Genomic DNA, 15,458 nt, shown 5'->3' on the forward strand with positions numbered 1-15,458 from the left:
CGAGCCCGGTGGTGCTCTCCTAGACGCCCGTGGTGTGCCGGGGGTAGGCCACCGAGGGGTCGGTGGCGATGTTGACCATGTAGGGGATGCCGGAGTCGAACGCGCGGCGCAGGGCCGGGCCGATCTCCGACGGGTCGGTGACGAGCTCGCCGCCGCCGCCGAGGGCGGTCACCACCTGGTCGTAGCGGCACTGCGGCTGCAGCTCGGCGGCCACGTCGTAGCCGTAGAGCATCTGCATGGGGTGCTTCTCCAGGCCCCACATGCCGTTGTTGCCGCAGATCATCACGACGGGCAGGCGGTGCCGCACGAGCGTGTCGACGTCCATCAGCGAGAAGCCCGCCGCGCCGTCGCCGAGCAGCAGCACCACCTGCGAGGAGGGACGGGCGATCCTGGCGGCGATGGCGTAGCCCAGGCCGGTGCCCAGGCAGCCGTACGGGCCGGGGTCGAGCCAGTTGCCGGGCTGCCGCGGCTCGACGTACTTGCCCGCGTACGAGACGAAGTCGCCGCCGTCGCCGATCACCACGGCGTCGTCGGCGAGGACCTTGCCCAGCTCCCCGTAGATCCGCATCGGGTGGATCGGGTCGGACGCGGACTCCAGCAGGGCGTTGTCGGCGGCGATGGCGGCCGAGGCGGCCTCGGACAGCCGCGCCACCCAGGGCGCGTAGGTCTTGGGGGAGACGCCCGCGTTGGCGCAGGCCGCGCCGAGGCTCCAGAAGAGCAGCGAGAGGTCTCCGGCGGCGACGGCCACGGGATCCATGTGCGTGGTCAGCTGTGACGGCGCGTCGGCCAGGTGCACGACCTTGGCGAGCGGGGCGCCGTCCTTGCCGCCGAACCAGCCGTAGCCGAGGCGGAAGTCGATCGGGGCACCCGCCACGATCACCAGGTCGGCCTGCGAGAACGCCATCCCCCTGGCCCGGGTGACCAGCAGCTCGTGACCGGCGGGCAGGATGCCGCGGCCCTGGCCGTTGGGGATGACGGGCAGGCGGTACTCCTCGACGAAGCTCCTGGCGACCTCCTCGGCACGGTCCATCCACACGTCCGAGCCGAGCACCAGCACCGGGTGCTGGGCCTCGGCGATCAGCTGGGCGATCGTGGCGAGCGCCTCGGGGTCGGGCTCCAGCGGCGACGGGGTCAGCGTCTCGGGGGCCTCCTCAAGCGCGGGCGCGGCCGAGAAGAGGTGGTCCATGTGGAAGTCGAGGAAGACGGGGCCGCGGTGCGGGGCGAGGGCGGTGCGGAAGGCCATCTCCACGTCCTGCGCGACGGAGTCGGCGCCGGAGCCGGTGAAGGCCAGCTTGGTGATGGGCGCGAACAGCGGCGGGTGGTCGATCTCCTGCAGCGCGCCCGACCCCCAGCGCGACTGTGGGGCACGGCCTCCCATGACCACCACGGGGGACCCGTTGAAGTGCGCGGTGGCCACCCCGCTCACGCCGTTGGTGATGCCCGGGCCCGCGGTGAGCACGGCCAGCCCGGGTTTGCGTGTCAGCCGCGCGGTCGCCTCCGCGGCGAAGACGGCACTCTGCTCATGGCGGACGTCCAGAATGGGCATGCCCTCGTGGACCGCACCGTCGTAGAGCGGGAAGACGTGCCCGCCGGACAGGGTGAACATGGTCTCGATGCCGTATGCCTTGGAGACGGCGACCGCTATGTCACCTGCGTGCTTGGGAGACTCCATATCGCGCAACCTACCAGTCAGTCACTTAGCCGGACAGGGATTGTTCTCCCTGCCCAGATCCCTTCGCCTAATGCGGCCGACACATGTCTCGTCTATCCGGAAATAGACCGTCCAACAGCTGGTGGCGAGCCCCTGCGGGCCGTACGGGATCGGCGCGGAACGGGAGGACGGATCCGCCGGCGCGCGGGGATCAGAGGGTGTCGGAGAGCGCCTTGATGGGCATCTTGAGGTCCACCAGCAGACCGAGGTCGGCGTCGGCCGTACGGCCCAGGGTGGTCAGATAGTTGCCCACGATGATCGCGTTGATGCCGCCGAGCATGCCGTCACGGGTGCCCAGGTCACCCAGGGTGAGCTCGCGGCCGCCCGCGTAGCGCAGGATCGTGCGGGGCAGCGCGAGCCTGAAGGTGGCGATCGTCCGCAGCGCCTCCGACCCCTCAAGCAGCGGGAAGGACGCGAAGGGGGTGCCGGGCCGCGGGTTGAGGAAGTTCAGCGGAACCTCGTCGGGTGCCAGCTCGCCGAGCTGCCCGGCGAACTCGGCGCGCTGCTCCCGTGTCTCGCCCATGCCCACGATGCCGCCGCAGCACAGCTCCATCCCGGCCTCGCGCACCATCAGGCAGGTGTCCCAGCGCTCCTCCCAGGTGTGGGTGGTGACGACCTTCGTGAAGTGCGACCTCGCGGTCTCCAGGTTGTGGTTGTAGCGGTGCACGCCCATCTCGGCGAGCTCGTCGACCTGCTCCCGGGTGAGCATGCCCAGCGAGCACGCGACGTTGATGTCGACCGCCTCGCGGATCGCCTTCACACCCTCGCGGACCTGGTCCATCAGCCGCCGGTCGGGACCACGCACGGCGGCCACGATGCAGAACTCGGTGGCCCCCGTCGCCGCGGTCTCCCTGGCTGCCTCGACCAGTGAGGGGATGTCCAGCCAGACGGCGCGGACGGGGGAGGAGAACTGCCCCGACTGCGAGCAGAAGTGGCAGTCCTCCGGGCAGCCGCCGGTCTTGAGGGAGACGATCCCCTCGACCTCCACCTCCGGGCCGCACCACTTCATGCGCACCTCGTGGGCGAGGGCGAGCAGCTCGGCGAGGCGGTCGCCGGGCAGCTCCAGGCAGCGCAGCGCCTGCGCCGCGTCGAGACCGCGGCCCTCCTCCAGCACCTGCGTCCGGGCTGTTTCGAGGATGTCGCTCATCTGGTACCTCCGGGGTGGAGAGGGTCCGCGGCTTCGGCTACGGGGAAAGCCTAAGGGTGGCGCGGAAGGCGGCGGGGTCGAAGCCGCCGCCCAGTGCCGGGCCCAGCCCCGCGCGGGCCGCGCGGACGAAGGCGTCGCGCTCCAGCGACCCGGCCCCCTCCGGCATCGCGCCCGCCAGCGGCCGGGCGGCCAGCATCTCCAGGTCCGCCACGTTGCTCCGCTCGGCGAGGCCGGGTCCGGCGGGCCAGGAGCCGATCACCACCCCGGCGGGCTCCAGCCCCCGGTGGGCCATCGCCTCCAGCGTCAGCGCTGTGTGGTTGAGCGTGCCCAGCCCGGCCCTGGTCACCAGGAGCACCTGGGCGGAGAGCGCCCTGGCGAGGTCGGCCAGCGTCGCCCCCTCCTCGTCGAAGCGGACGAGCAGCCCGCCCGCCCCCTCGACGATCACCAGCCGGTGCGAGCCGGCCAGCTCCTCGATCCGGGCCGCCGCCCGCGCGACGGAGACCGGCGGCAGGCCGGAAAGGCGCGCCGCCGCGGCCGGGGACAGCGCGGCGGGATATCTGGCCAGCTCGAAGGTCGTCCGCACCCCGGACAGCCGGATGACGTCGTCGACGTCGCCCGGTCCGGCGCCGGACACCCCGGTCTGCGCGGGCTTCACCACCGCCACCGAGGAACCCCGCTCCCCGGCGAGCGCGGCCACCGCCGCGGTGACGACCGTCTTTCCCACCCCGGTGTCGGTCCCGGTGACCACGAGAATGCTCACCCGTCTCACCTTAGGCGGACGGGGCCGCGCGGGTTCTCGCGCACACGTCAGGGACGGTGCAGGCGGGTGACGAACTTGTAGCGGTCTCCCCGGTACAGGGACTGGGCCCACTCGACCGGGTTGCCGTCCGCGTCGAAGGCGTGCCGGGTGAGCAGGAGCATCGGCAGGCCGACGTCGACGCCGAGCACCTGCGCGTCGTACGGGGTGGCCAGCACGGTCTCGATGATCTCCTCGGCGTCGGTCAGCCGCACGTTGTACGCGTTGTACAGCGTCTCGTACAGCGAGGAGTGCACCTCCAGCTCCCGTCTGAGGCGGGGGAAGCGCCGGGCCGACAGGTGGGTGGTGTCGATCGACATCGGCTCGCCGTTGGCCAGGCGCAGCCGGTGGATGCGCAGCACGCGGCCACCGGCGTTGATGGCCAGGCGGCGGGCGAGCGGCTCGTCTGCGGTGACGTAACTGGTGTCGAGGATCTTGGTGTCGGGTTCGAGGCCGGCGGTCCTCAGGTTCCCTGTGTAGGAGGTCAGCTGGAGGACCTGGGCGACCTTGGGCTGCGCGACGAACGTCCCCTTGCCCTGGATGCGTACCAGGCGGCCCTCGACCACGAGCTCGGACAGGGCCTGGCGCACGGTTGTGCGCGACGTCTCGAAGCGGACCGCGAGGGCCCGTTCGGGAGGCAGCGCGCTGCCCGCGGGCAGGCTCTTGGTGAGGGTGAGCAGGCTGCGTTTTACGTCGTAGTACTTCGGGATCCTCGGGGAGTCGTCGCTCACATGGTCACCTTCATCTCGGCCACGGCGGTGAGCGCACCCCGGATCACCGCTAGATCATCGGAACTCAGATTGGCCCGTGCCGTCAACCGCAGGCAAGAGCGGCCGGCCGGCACCGAGGGCGGCCGGAAGCATCCGGCGCGCACCCCGTGTTCCGCGCAGACGAGGGCGGCCCGGAGCGCGGCCTCGGGCGGGCCGAGCACGACGGGGACGACCGCGCCCGCCGGATCGCCGGTCTCCAGGCCGAGATCGCGGGCCATCGCGGCCAGCTCCCTCGCCCTGGCCCGCACGCGTCCGGGCAGTTCGGGCTGATGGTGAAGGATATCGACGGCGGCGAGCGCCGCCGCGACGCTGCCCGGCGCCAGTCCGGTGTCGAAGATGAACGAGCGTCCCGTGTCGACAAGGGTCTGGATCACCTCGGGCGCGCCCAGCACGGCCCCGCCCTGCGACCCCAGGGACTTGGACAGTGTGATCGTTCTCACAACGCCCGGTTCGGCGGCGAGCCCGGCGGCGTGCGCCGCGCCCTGCCCGCGAGCGCCGATGACCCCGATCGCGTGGGCCTCGTCGACGACCAGCAGCGCGCCCCGCCGCGCCGTCACCGCGTGCAGCTCCGCGAGCGGGGCCAGGTCGCCGTCCACGGAGAAGACCGCGTCGGTGACCACGATCGCGTGCTCCTCCTCCCGTCCGGCCAGCGCCTTCTCCACGGCCGCCACGTCCCGGTGCGGGGTGACCACCACCCGCGAGCGCGACAGGCGGCAGGCGTCCACGATCGACGCGTGGTTGCCCGAGTCCGAGACCACCAGGGCGCCCCTGCCCAGGGTCGCGACGGCGGCCAGGTTGGCCAGGTAGCCGGAGGAGAACACCAGGGCGCCCTCCGCCCCGGTGAAGGCGCGCAGGCGCGTCTCCAGGCGCGCGTGGAGGGCCGTGGAGCCCGTGACCAGGCGGGAACCCGTGGAGCCGGTCCCCCAGTCGCGCGTGGCCGCCACGGCCGCCTCGACCAGCCGCTCGTCCCTGGCCAGGCCGAGATAGTCGTTGGAGGCCAGGTCGATCAGGCCGTCGTCGTCGGGCGTGCGGGCGCGCAGGACCCGCCGCAGCCCTGCCGTCTCCCTCGTGGCCGCCGCCGTGCGGAACCGGGCCAGCGGATCGGGGGTCTCCTCCATAGGCGGCATCTTTCCAGCCGGACTCACCCGATTCGCGTTCGGGCCTGCAAAGAACGCATGATGCACGGGTGCCGACTCTAAGCGACCTGGCGGTTCGTCACACCGCGCTCGACGATGCGGACCTGGAGTGGATGCACTCGCTGGTCTCCGACTGGCAGCTCCTCGCCGACCTCTCCTTCGCGGACCTGATCCTGTGGATCCCGCTGAAGGAGGGCTCGGGCTGGATCGCGATCGCGCAGATGAGACCCACCACGGGGCCGACGGTCTACCACGACGACATCGTGGGGATGACGGCGGCCAAGGGGGAGCGCCCGCTCCTGGAGACCGCCTGGAACGAGCGGCGCATCTGCCGCGAGGGCGACCCCGACTGGTCGAGCGGGGTGCCGGTCCGCGAGGAGACCATCCCGGTACGGCGGGCCGACCACTTCCTCGGCGTCATCCAGCGCTCGACGAACCTGTCCTCCGCGCGCACCCCCTCCAGGCTGGAGCTGACCTACCTGCAGAGCGCCTCCGACCTGGCCCAGATGGTGGCCGAGGGCCGTTTCCCGTTCTCCGGCGCCGAGCCGATCCTGGTCCGCTCGCCGAGGGTGGGCGACGGCCTGCTCAGGCTCGACCGGGCGGGCCGCGTCACGTACGCCTCGCCGAACGCGCTGTCGGCCTACCGGCGGCTGGGCCTCAACGCCGACCTGGTCGGGGCCGAGCTGGGCCGTACGACCGCGACGCTCTGCTACTCCGACGAGCCGATCAACGAGAACCTGATGCTCGTCGCGAGCGGGCGGGAGCCCAGGGAGACGGAGGTGGAGTCGGGCGGCACGGTCGTGCAGCTGCGGGCGATCCCGCTGGTCGTCGGCGGCGGGAGGATCGGCGCGCTGGTGCTCATCAGGGACGTGACCGAGCTGCGGCGCCGCGAGCGGGAGCTGATGACCAAGGACGCCACCATCAAGGAGATCCACCACCGGGTGAAGAACAACCTGCAGACGGTGGCCGCGCTGCTGCGGCTCCAGGCCAGGCGGATGCAGCTGCCGGAGGGCAGGGAGGCGCTGGAGGAGGCGGTGCGCAGGGTCGGGTCGATCGCGATCGTGCACGAGACGCTCTCCCACACGCCCGAGGAGCAGGTCGACTTCGACGACATCGCCGACCGGGTGATCGCGATGACGGGAGAGGTCGCGGCCCCGGAGACACAGGTGGTGCCCCTGCGCGTCGGGACGTTCGGGGTGTTGCGCTCGGAGGTCGCGACGCCGCTGGCGATGGTCCTCACCGAGCTGCTGCAGAACGCGGTCCAGCACGGGCTGGCGCAGCGCCAGGGCAGGCTGCAGGTGATCGTGTCACGGGGGGCCGAACGGCTGGACGTGATCGTGTCCGACGACGGCAGCGGGCTGCCCGAGGACTTCGATCTCGACCAGACCACCAGCCTCGGCCTGCAGATCGTCAGGACCCTGGTGGTGAGCGAGCTGTCCGGGCGGCTCGCCATCGAGCCGCGCCAGGGCGGCGGGACCGAGGTGAGCCTGAGCATTCCCCTCCCCGCGATCTGAGCGGGGGAGGGGGTACGGCGGGCACCCGGCCCGAGAGGAGAGGGAGCCGGGAGGGAGCGTTCTCACCGCGATGTCCGGGTGTGCCGGTCAGGGACGTCCGGGTCTCCGGTCAGGGAGGCCTGGCTGTGGCGGCCGGGGACGTCCGGGCGTGACGGTCAGGGACCCGGGTGTGGCGGCCGGGTCAGACACTCGCGCGGGTGCGGGCACGGGCCGTGCGGCGCTTGAGAGCGCGTCGCTCGTCCTCGCTCAGGCCGCCCCAGACACCGGCGTCCTGCCCGGATTCCAGCGCCCACTTCAGGCATGCTTCACTGATGCTGCACGTGCTGCAGACCTGCTTGGCTTCCTCGATCTGCATCAGGGCGGGGCCGGTGTTGCCGATCGGGAAGAACAGCTCGGGGTCCACGTCACGGCAGGCAGCTCTGTGGCGCCAGTCCATGCGTCCACTCCTTCGTATGAGGAGCCCTTGCGTCGGCTCCAGCGGCTCACTTTGTGAAGAGTTTCACTAACCAGCGCGAACGGTTCCCCGGTCCGTGGTTCGGGTCGGGGGTCTGCTCGCTTGATCGTCGGTGGCCTGGGAGCGAGGTGGCCGCTCAAAGGTCCTACGTTCCGACGTCAATCTTGAGATTGTCAGCCACGCTTAGTACACGCAAGAGGTTTGGGAGAACGTTTTACCCGAAATGGATGTCGGATGCGTCACACAGGCCGCACGTAACCGATTAGACCAAGACCTGTAACGCGTCCGGGATAGAGCGGAACGTTATCCGCTCGACCTCCCCCAGATAGTCACCGTCGAGCTGGAACGCCACCGGGCGCCGGGAACTGAGGGTGAACTCCTTCTCGTCGTGCAGCTGCACCAGGTGGCGGCCCGTCGGCAGGGTGTCGCGGACACCGATGATCTGGGGCATCAGCTGGAGCATGGAGGGCAGGCCGAGGCGCTGCAGGCCCAGCAGGTCGAGCCCGGTCTCGAAGCTCGCCCACGGGGTCGGGGAGACCGGCCGCGGGCCGATGAACGACCACGGGGAGGTGTTGGAGACGACGGCCATGAAGATGCCGCCCGTCCGTGGCACGTCCGGACCCTCGACGGTCATCGGCGGGTGGCGCTTGTCGGTCGACAGGTAGTGGTGTAACGCGGTGTTCACATAGCGGGTGGGTGTCGCCTTGCGGCCGGTGCCGCGCATCCCCTCGACCGCCCTGATCACCTCGGCGTCGTACCCCAGACCACTACAGAACGTGAAATATCTACTGTGGTCCTCCCAGATCGCCTGGCCGAGCCCGACGGTCCGCCTGCGGCCGTCGCGGATCGCCTCCAGGATCGCCCCCACCGCCTCGACCGGGTCGTTCGGCAGGCCCAGGGCCCTCGCGAAGACGTTCGCGCTGCCGCCGGGGATCGCGAGCAGCGCGGGCCGGTCGGCCGAGCTGCCCTCGTCGCCCGCCTTGCCGTCCACCGGGTCGAGCAGCCCGTTCACCGCCTCGTTGATGGTGCCGTCGCCGCCCAGCACGGCCACCGCGTCGTAGCCGGAGGCGTGCGCCTTGCGGGAGAGCTGCGTCGCGTGCCCCCGATACTCCGTCTCCTCGACGGTCAGGTTCATCGTCGCGCTCAGCGCCCTGATGAGAACGTCCCTGGTTCGCTGGTTGGTCGTCGTCGCCTTCGGATTCACCATGAGCATCGCGCGCATGACCTCAGCGTATCCGCCGGAAACCGGGCGGAGGCGGCGAAGAGGCGGGCGACCGTACCCGGCGATAGGGTTGGCCGCGTGCCGAACCGCCCGATGACCCTCACCGTCGCCGCCGCCGTCATGGCGCTGGAAGGCGCGACCGCCCTGCTTCTCGGCGGCTACGCCGGCGTGGAGACGGTGATCGGCCGGCCGTCGGACGTGATGAGCTCGATCGCCGTCGCCGCGTTCGGGATCATCGTCGGCGCCGGCCTGCTCTGGGTCGGCTGGGGAATGATCCGGTCGGAGCGATGGGCCAGGAGCCCTGGCGTGCTGACCCAGATCTTCGCCATCCCGGTCTCGGTCACGCTGATCCAGTCCGACCAGCGGGCGATCGGCTTCTCGCTGATCGCCCTCGCGGTGGTCGGACTGGTCACGCTGCTGTCCCCGCCGACGACGCACGCCCTCTACGGGGACCAGGACCGGCCGTCCGGCTAGTCGTCGACGGTGAGACCCTCGCGGAGCTGGGCGAGGGTCCTGGCGAGCAACCGGGACACGTGCATCTGCGAGATGCCGAGCTCGGTGGCGATCTGCGACTGCGTCATGTTGCCGAAGAAACGCAGCAGCAGGATCCGCTTCTCACGCGGAGGCAGCCGCTCCAGCAGGGGCTTGAGCGACTCGCGGTATTCGACGCCCTCCAGGGAGTCGTCCACGATCCCGAGGGAGTCGGCCACCGCCGGCGCGTCGTCGTCGCCGGAGTCGGGCGCGTCGAGGGAGACCGTGGAGTAGGCGTTGGCCGACTCCAGCCCCTCAAGCACCTCCTCCTCGCTCATCTTCAGGAACGCGGCCAGCTCGGCCACGGTCGGCGCGCGCCCCTCCCGCTGGGAGAGCTCGCTGATCGCCTTGGTGAGCGAGAGCTTGAGCTCCTGCAGCCGGCGCGGCACGCGGACCGCCCAGCCCTTGTCACGGAAGTGGCGTTTGATCTCGCCTACGATCGTCGGGGTCGCGTACGTGGAGAACTCCACCCCGCGGCCGAGATCGAAGCGGTCGATCGACTTGATCAGCCCGATGGTCGCGACCTGGGTGAGGTCGTCCAGCCACTCACCCCGGTTGCGGAACCGGCGGGCGAGGTATTCGACGAGGGGGAGGTGGAGCTCGACGAGCTCGTCGCGGATGCGCTGACGCCGCGGGTCGTCGGAGGTCAACTCCACCAGTTCCGCGAAGAGCAGGCGCGCACGCACCCGGTCGGGCACCGCGTGGTCGCTGGCGGCCATGGCACGAGTCCTTTCCGTCACGCCGGCCTCGCCGCGCCTCGGCGCTTGCGGAGGACGATCGCCATACGGTCGGGGGAGTCGGTTACGGCATCCACATCGTCAGCCAGGGCGGTGAGCACCATCCACGCGAAGTCGTCGCGTTTCGGAGGGGTGCTTCCCACCGTGCTGACCTCGACCCGCACTTTCATCAGCTGCCCGGTGAGCTCGAACTCGGCAGTCAGATCGGTGCCGGGAACGGCCTGGGTCAGTAACATCGCACACGCCTCGTCGACCGCGATCCGAAGATCCTCGATCTCGTCCAGCGTGAAGTCCAGCCGTACGGCGAGCGCGGCTGTCGCCGTACGCAGCACGGACAGATAGGCACTCGTCGCCGGCAGCCGGACGCTCACCACGTCACGGATCCCGCCCATGCCGACCGCGGGCGCCTCGGTGTGTTCGGTCACGTTCCTCCTCGCAGAGTCGCTGACTGCAACCTACAGCCCTGAGACGGTAGTTGGCCCGCTTGGACTCGCGATCGAGGCGATTTGCCACCGTCAAGAACCCCTGAAGATACGCAAAAGGGGCACTGTACCTGTGGCGGCTCCGGCGCGTCGCGGTCCGGCCCGTGCCGGGCCGCGCCGACGCGCGGAGATCCGGCCTGCTCAGGCGGGATCGAGGCGCCGCGGCCCGGACGGCGGGCCGGCGGCGGCGCGTCCTCGTGGACCCCGATCCGGATCAAGGGAGTGTCCCGGGGACGTTTCCTTGATCCGGACTGTCGGTGCCCCCTCACGAGATCGTTGTGAGGGTTTTAGGCGGCCTTGGTCTCCCAGAAGATCTTGGAGATGTCGTCGATCTTGCCGAGGAGCTCGTCGGCCTTGCCGACGTCGACCGTGCCCTTGCCGCCGGCCGCGCCCGCGAGCTTGGTGGCCTCCCAGAACAGCTGGTGCAGCTGCGGGTAGGTCTCCAGGTGCGGGGGCTTGAAGTAGTCGGTCCACAGCACCCACAGGTGGTGCTTGACCAGCTCGGCCCGCTCCTCCTTGATGGAGAGCGCGCGGGCGCGGAACACCGGGTCCTCGTTTCCGGCGTACTTCTCCATGATGGCCTTGACGGATTCGGCCTCGATGCGGGCCTGGGCCGGGTCGTACACACCGCAGGGCAGGTCGCAGTGCGCCGAGGCGATGTGCTTGGGGCGCATAAGTCGTGCGAGCATCGGAAGTCCTTCCTTGATGCCGGGTTCAGATTGGTCCGGTTAACGACCTTACTCGTCCCCGGATGCCCGCGCGGGAGGGGGTTACGCTCGATGAGAGTCCGTGTCGCAGGTGAGTCGATGCTGCCCGCGCTGCGGCCGGGCGACTGGCTCTGGGTACGGCGCGGCGCGGCCGTGCGGCCCGGGGACCTGGTCGTCGCCCGGCTGCCGTCAGATCCCGCCGTGCTCATCGTCAAGCGCGCCGCGTGGGAGGCGGACGGCGGCTGGTGGCTGGAGAGCGACAACCAGCGCGCCTCCGGCCGGCGCGACAGCTGGGACTTCGGCGCGCTGCCGCCGTCGTCGATCGTCGGCCGGGTGGTGCTGCGCTACTGGCCGGGTCTCTGGCGGGCCCGGTGAGGCCTCCGGGGGCTCCCGCCTGGACGGCCGCCTACTGGCCGGCCTTCTGGCGGGCCGGGTGGGGCGCCGGTCGAGGACCTACTGGCCGACCTTCTGGCGGGCCCGGTAGGCGGCGACGTTGGCCCGGCTGGCGCACCGCTCCGAGCAGTAGCGGCGCGACCGGTTGGAGGAGGTGTCGAGGTAGGCCCTGCGGCAGGGCGGCGCCTGGCAGAGGCCGAGCCGGTCGACGCCGAGGTCGGTGATCATGGTGGCGAGTCCCATCACCGCGCCCACCGCGTACTGGTCGGCCATCCGGCCGCCCTCGGTGAGGTGCAGGTGCCAGCGCTCGCCGTCGTGGCCGGAGATCTGCGGCTGGACCGGGTGGTGGATCAGCAGCGAGTTGAGCCGGTCGACCACCGCCTCCTCGTCGCCCGCCTCCGCGGTCTCGAACACGATCATCAGCTCCTCGCGCAGGTCGCGCAGGGCCTCCAGGTCGCTCCTGGTGATGCGGCAGCCTGGCCGGTAGCGGCCGCCCTCTTCCAGGAGCAGGCGCAGCCCTTCGAGACCGGTGAGCCGGTCGGGGTTGTTGATCAGTAGTACGGCCAGCTCCGCATAGGAGGTCAGGTCCATCTGGGGATCCGTCGATGTAAGAGGCGGCATGGATTTTGAGTATTACACGATGCGGTGAGGTTAACACCGGGACGGCGAAAGTGAACGACTTCCCTCCGTGGGAGCGGTCTCAACATGTGGCACAATCGAGCAACGGGTGACCCCCGTACCCCTCCAGGCGACCGCGTTCGGCAGGCAGGTCCCGAGCGGCTACCGAAGCCCGGGACACGCTTCCTCCGGTCGCTTCCGAAGGAAACATCCGTCTGTCTGACTGAACTACAGGGGTCGCTGTGGCTGTCACGCCATCCTCCATCTCCCTCGAAGCCCTGGAAGCCCTCGATCTGGATCCGGCCTTCGCCCTGCACCGCGGGGGCAAGCTGGAGGTCCGCTCCACCGTCCCGGTCCGCGACGCCGACGACCTGGCACTCGCCTACACGCCGGGGGTGGCCAGGGTCTGCAGCGCGATCGCCGAGGAGCCCGAGCTGGCCAAGGACTACACCTGGATCTCCAACGTGGTCGCCGTCGTCTCCGACGGCACCGCCGTGCTCGGTCTCGGGGACATCGGGCCCGCCGCCGCCATGCCGGTCATGGAGGGCAAGGCCCTGCTGTTCAAGCAGTTCGCCAACGTCGACGCGGTGCCCGTCTGTCTCGACTGCACCGACGTGGACGCGCTGGTCGAGACGGTCGTCCGGCTCGCCCCCTCCTTCGGGGGGATCAACCTGGAGGACATCAGCGCGCCCCGCTGCTTCGAGATCGAGGCGCGCCTGCGCGAGCTGCTCGACATCCCCGTCTTCCACGACGACCAGCACGGCACCGCGATCGTCACGCTGGCCGCGCTGAAGAACGCCGCGCGGCTGACCGGCCGCTCGCTGGGAGAGCTGCGCGTCGTGGTCGCCGGTGCCGGTGCCTCCGGGATCGCGGTCAGCCGGATCCTGCTCAACGCGGGCATCGGCGACATCGCGGTGGCCGACTCCAAGGGCCTCATCCACGAGGGCCGCGACGGGCTCAACCCGGTGAAGGAGGCCCTGGCGCGCGACAGCAACAGGGCGGGCCTGCGCGGCTCCACCGAGCAGGCTCTGGCGGGGGCCGACGTGTTCGTCGGGCTGTCGGGCTCGACGGTCTCCGAACAGGCCATCGCGTCGATGGCCGCGGGCTCGATCGTCTTCGCGCTGTCCAACCCGACGCCCGAGGTGCGCCCGGACATCGCGCGCAAGTACGCGCACGTGGTCGCGACCGGCCGCTCCGACTTCCCCAACCAGATCAACAACGTGCTCGCCTTCCCCGGCGTCTTCCGCGGGGCGCTCGACGTCCGCGCCACCACGATCACCGAGAACATGAAGGTCGCCGCGGCCGAGGCGCTGGCCGCGGTGGTCGGGGACGACCTGTCGGCCGACTGCGTGATCCCCAGCCCGTTCGACGAGCGCGTCGCCCCCGCGGTCGTCGCCGCCGTCTCCGCGCAGGCCCGCGCCGACGGGGTCGCCCGCCTCTAGTCACGCCTCCGGCCGCCACCTCCGTCGTACGGCCGCGAGGGCGGTCGTGTTCCCCCCCCCGCGCTCGCCCTCATGCCCGCTCACCAGGCGTGTGACCACGGACGCCCCTCGCCCGACCGGCGAGGGGCGTCCGCGCTTTCCGGAAACCCCGATATTCGTCACGGATCGTGCTATAAAAAGAGCTCTCAGTTACCTATGTGCGTAAGGTGTGCATCAGGCAGCGGTGCGCGCACGGCCGGATCGGGCGCGCTGCCGGCACGCAGATGGTTCTCGCGGTGAGGGGAGCTATGGAACGCGAGCCCAACCGACTACTCCAGAGGCTCATCGCCGAGGCGGGCTTCACCCACAAGGGGCTGGCCCGCCGGCTCAACGACCTCGGCGCCGCTCGCGGCCTGTCCGGTCTGAGATACGACCACAGTTCCGTGCTGCGCTGGATCGCGGGGCAGCGGCCGAGAGACCCGGTCACCGGGCTGCTCGCCGAGATCTTCGCGCTCCGGTTCGGCAGGGCCGTGAGTCCCGAGGATCTCGGCCTGCCGGCCGTCCTGACGCCTCTCGACCTCGGGCAGGAGTTCAACCACACGTGGCAGGAGGGAATCACGACCGTGACAGCACTGTGGCGCGGGGACGTGGAGAGACGAAGATTCTTGCTCGACTCCACCTTCGCGATCGGGGCCGGGTCAGCCGGAGCGGTGCGCTGGCTGACCCTTCCGCTGGAGGGCCGCCCCGAGGGGCGGGGCACCCGGCGCGTCGGCATGGACGACATCGCGGCGATCCGGGAGGTCACCCGGTCCTTCGGTGAGCTGGACAACAGGTTCGGCGGCGGGAGGGTCCGGCCCGCTGTCGTGAAATATCTGGACACGGCGGTCGGGCCGCTGCTCGCCGACGGCTCGTACGCCGAGAACACCGGCAAGGCGCTGGCGTCGGCCGCCGCCGAGCTGACCCGATTGGCCGGGTGGATGGCCTACGACCTGGAGCAGCACGGCCTGGCCCAGCGCTATCTGATCCAGGCGCTGCGCCTGGCGCGCGGGGCGGGCGACCACGGGCTCGGCGGCGAGATCCTCGCCGGGATGAGCCACCAGGCCATATATATAGGACAACCCGCGCACGCGCTCGACCTGGCGAGGGCCGCCCAGCTCTCCGCCCGCCGGGCCGGGATCTTCGCCCTGCTGGCCGAGACGCACGTGCTGGAGGCCCACGCGCACGCGGCACTGGACGACCGCGCGGCGTGCGCGAGCTCCCTGCACGAGGCCGAGCTCTCCTTCGACCGGCGCCGGGCCGGTCACGAGCCCGACTGGATCTCCTACTTCGACGAGGCCTACCTGTCGGCGAAGTTCGCGCACTGCTTCCGCGACCTGGGCGACGGGCCGGGGACGGTACGGCACGCCAGGCGCTCGCTGGAGATGGACGGGCGTTACGTGCGCGGGCGGATGTTCAACCTGTCGCTGCTCTCGGCCGGGCTGCTCGCCTCGGGGGAGCTGGAGGAGGCCTGCTCCGTCGCGGTGGAGGCACTGGAGCTGGCGAGGGGCCTGGAGTCGGCCAGGACCCGGTCGTACGTCGCCGACCTGCGACGGCGGCTGGATCCCCACGCGGCCGAGCGGCCGGTGATGGAGCTGAACGAGCGGGTGGGGGAGCTCAACCCCGCCTGAGCGGAGGGGGAGGTCCCGCCGGAGGTCTCCGGTGGGAGCCGGAGGCTTTCCGCGAGCCGGTTTCGCTTCCGCGATCCCCGGCGGGGAATGGCCGAAGGGGCCCGGCTGGTGCCGGGCCCCTTCGGGTGAAGCTGGTGAAGCTGTACATCTGG

General features: G+C 70.9%; 16 protein-coding genes. 5 read left to right on the plus strand and 11 right to left on the minus strand.

Going from position 1 to position 15,458, the window contains the following annotated elements; translation table 11 throughout:
• Positions 1-19: 19 nt before the first annotated feature.
• From ACSC1Q_RS41300 to ACSC1Q_RS41320, 5 genes are all read right to left on the minus strand, one after another.
• The gene (locus ACSC1Q_RS41300; protein WP_436764203.1) at positions 20-1,672 is read right to left on the minus strand and encodes an acetolactate synthase; all 1,653 of its coding nucleotides are present in this window, start codon (positions 1,670-1,672) and stop codon (positions 20-22) included.
• Between the two features lie 190 nt (positions 1,673-1,862).
• The gene (gene bioB, locus ACSC1Q_RS41305) at positions 1,863-2,858 is read right to left on the minus strand and encodes a biotin synthase BioB (protein WP_436764204.1); all 996 of its coding nucleotides are present in this window, start codon (positions 2,856-2,858) and stop codon (positions 1,863-1,865) included.
• Positions 2,859-2,895: 37 nt separating this feature from the next.
• Entirely contained in the window at positions 2,896-3,618 is a 723-nt protein-coding gene (gene bioD / locus ACSC1Q_RS41310) for a dethiobiotin synthase (protein WP_436764205.1), read from the minus strand.
• A gap of 47 nt (positions 3,619-3,665) precedes the next feature.
• Positions 3,666-4,385 carry a GntR family transcriptional regulator gene (locus tag ACSC1Q_RS41315; protein ID WP_436764206.1) on the minus strand — a complete coding sequence of 240 codons (720 nt, stop codon included), beginning with the start codon at positions 4,383-4,385 and terminating at the stop codon, positions 3,666-3,668.
• Positions 4,382-5,542: an 8-amino-7-oxononanoate synthase gene (locus tag ACSC1Q_RS41320; protein WP_436764207.1), complete on the minus strand. Its 1,161-nt coding sequence runs from the start codon at positions 5,540-5,542 to the stop codon at positions 4,382-4,384. Before ACSC1Q_RS41320 ends, ACSC1Q_RS41315 begins: the two co-directional genes overlap by 4 nt.
• Positions 5,543-5,610: 68 nt before the next feature.
• Here ACSC1Q_RS41320 and ACSC1Q_RS41325 point away from each other — a divergent pair, with 68 nt between their 5' ends.
• Positions 5,611-7,074, plus strand: a complete 1,464-nt coding sequence (locus ACSC1Q_RS41325; protein ID WP_436764208.1) for a sensor histidine kinase — start codon at positions 5,611-5,613, stop codon at positions 7,072-7,074.
• 181 nt (positions 7,075-7,255) lie between these two features.
• Here the strand turns inward: ACSC1Q_RS41325 and ACSC1Q_RS41330 are convergent, their stop codons facing one another.
• Complete coding sequence (locus ACSC1Q_RS41330; protein WP_436764209.1) at positions 7,256-7,510, minus strand: WhiB family transcriptional regulator; 255 nt, start codon at positions 7,508-7,510, stop codon at positions 7,256-7,258.
• Positions 7,511-7,790: 280 nt separating this feature from the next.
• Positions 7,791-8,750 (minus strand): diacylglycerol/lipid kinase family protein, encoded by a 960-nt coding sequence (locus ACSC1Q_RS41335; protein ID WP_436764210.1) that lies wholly within the window; start codon positions 8,748-8,750, stop codon positions 7,791-7,793.
• Between the two features lie 78 nt (positions 8,751-8,828).
• Here ACSC1Q_RS41335 and ACSC1Q_RS41340 point away from each other — a divergent pair, with 78 nt between their 5' ends.
• Positions 8,829-9,224 (plus strand): hypothetical protein, encoded by a 396-nt coding sequence (locus ACSC1Q_RS41340; RefSeq protein ID WP_436764211.1) that lies wholly within the window; start codon positions 8,829-8,831, stop codon positions 9,222-9,224.
• On the opposite strand, the gene ACSC1Q_RS41345 is transcribed toward ACSC1Q_RS41340, so the two are convergent.
• The 3 genes from ACSC1Q_RS41345 to sodN all read right to left on the minus strand — a co-directional run bounded on the left by ACSC1Q_RS41345 (position 9,221) and on the right by sodN (position 11,189).
• Positions 9,221-10,000, minus strand: coding sequence for an RNA polymerase sigma factor SigF (locus ACSC1Q_RS41345; RefSeq protein ID WP_344893659.1), 780 nt, complete (start codon positions 9,998-10,000; stop codon positions 9,221-9,223). The two genes, ACSC1Q_RS41340 and ACSC1Q_RS41345, sit on opposite strands and share 4 nt — an antisense overlap.
• A 17-nt stretch (positions 10,001-10,017) precedes the next feature.
• Positions 10,018-10,443, minus strand: a complete 426-nt coding sequence (locus tag ACSC1Q_RS41350; RefSeq protein WP_030924831.1) for an ATP-binding protein — start codon at positions 10,441-10,443, stop codon at positions 10,018-10,020.
• 344 nt (positions 10,444-10,787) lie between these two features.
• Positions 10,788-11,189 carry a superoxide dismutase, Ni gene (gene sodN / locus ACSC1Q_RS41355; RefSeq protein ID WP_350976893.1) on the minus strand — a complete coding sequence of 134 codons (402 nt, stop codon included), beginning with the start codon at positions 11,187-11,189 and terminating at the stop codon, positions 10,788-10,790.
• A 90-nt stretch (positions 11,190-11,279) separates the two neighbouring features.
• On the opposite strand from sodN, the gene sodX reads away from it, so the two are divergent.
• Positions 11,280-11,582: a nickel-type superoxide dismutase maturation protease gene (gene sodX, locus ACSC1Q_RS41360; protein ID WP_436764212.1), complete on the plus strand. Its 303-nt coding sequence runs from the start codon at positions 11,280-11,282 to the stop codon at positions 11,580-11,582.
• A gap of 78 nt (positions 11,583-11,660) precedes the next feature.
• Here the strand turns inward: sodX and ACSC1Q_RS41365 are convergent, their stop codons facing one another.
• Entirely contained in the window at positions 11,661-12,191 is a 531-nt protein-coding gene (locus ACSC1Q_RS41365; RefSeq protein ID WP_436764213.1) for a CGNR zinc finger domain-containing protein, read from the minus strand.
• 269 nt (positions 12,192-12,460) lie between these two features.
• Between ACSC1Q_RS41365 and ACSC1Q_RS41370 the strand changes: the two genes are divergently transcribed.
• Together ACSC1Q_RS41370 and ACSC1Q_RS41375 are read left to right on the plus strand one after the other, a co-directional pair.
• Entirely contained in the window at positions 12,461-13,660 is a 1,200-nt protein-coding gene (locus tag ACSC1Q_RS41370; RefSeq protein ID WP_436764214.1) for an NAD(P)-dependent malic enzyme, read from the plus strand.
• A 287-nt stretch (positions 13,661-13,947) separates the two neighbouring features.
• Entirely contained in the window at positions 13,948-15,306 is a 1,359-nt protein-coding gene (locus ACSC1Q_RS41375) for an NsdA family TPR-like regulatory protein (protein WP_436764215.1), read from the plus strand.
• Positions 15,307-15,458: the final 152 nt, after the last annotated feature.

The organism is Streptosporangium heterodermiicola, assembly GCF_051390675.1.
Classification (GTDB): domain Bacteria; phylum Actinomycetota; class Actinomycetes; order Streptosporangiales; family Streptosporangiaceae; genus Streptosporangium.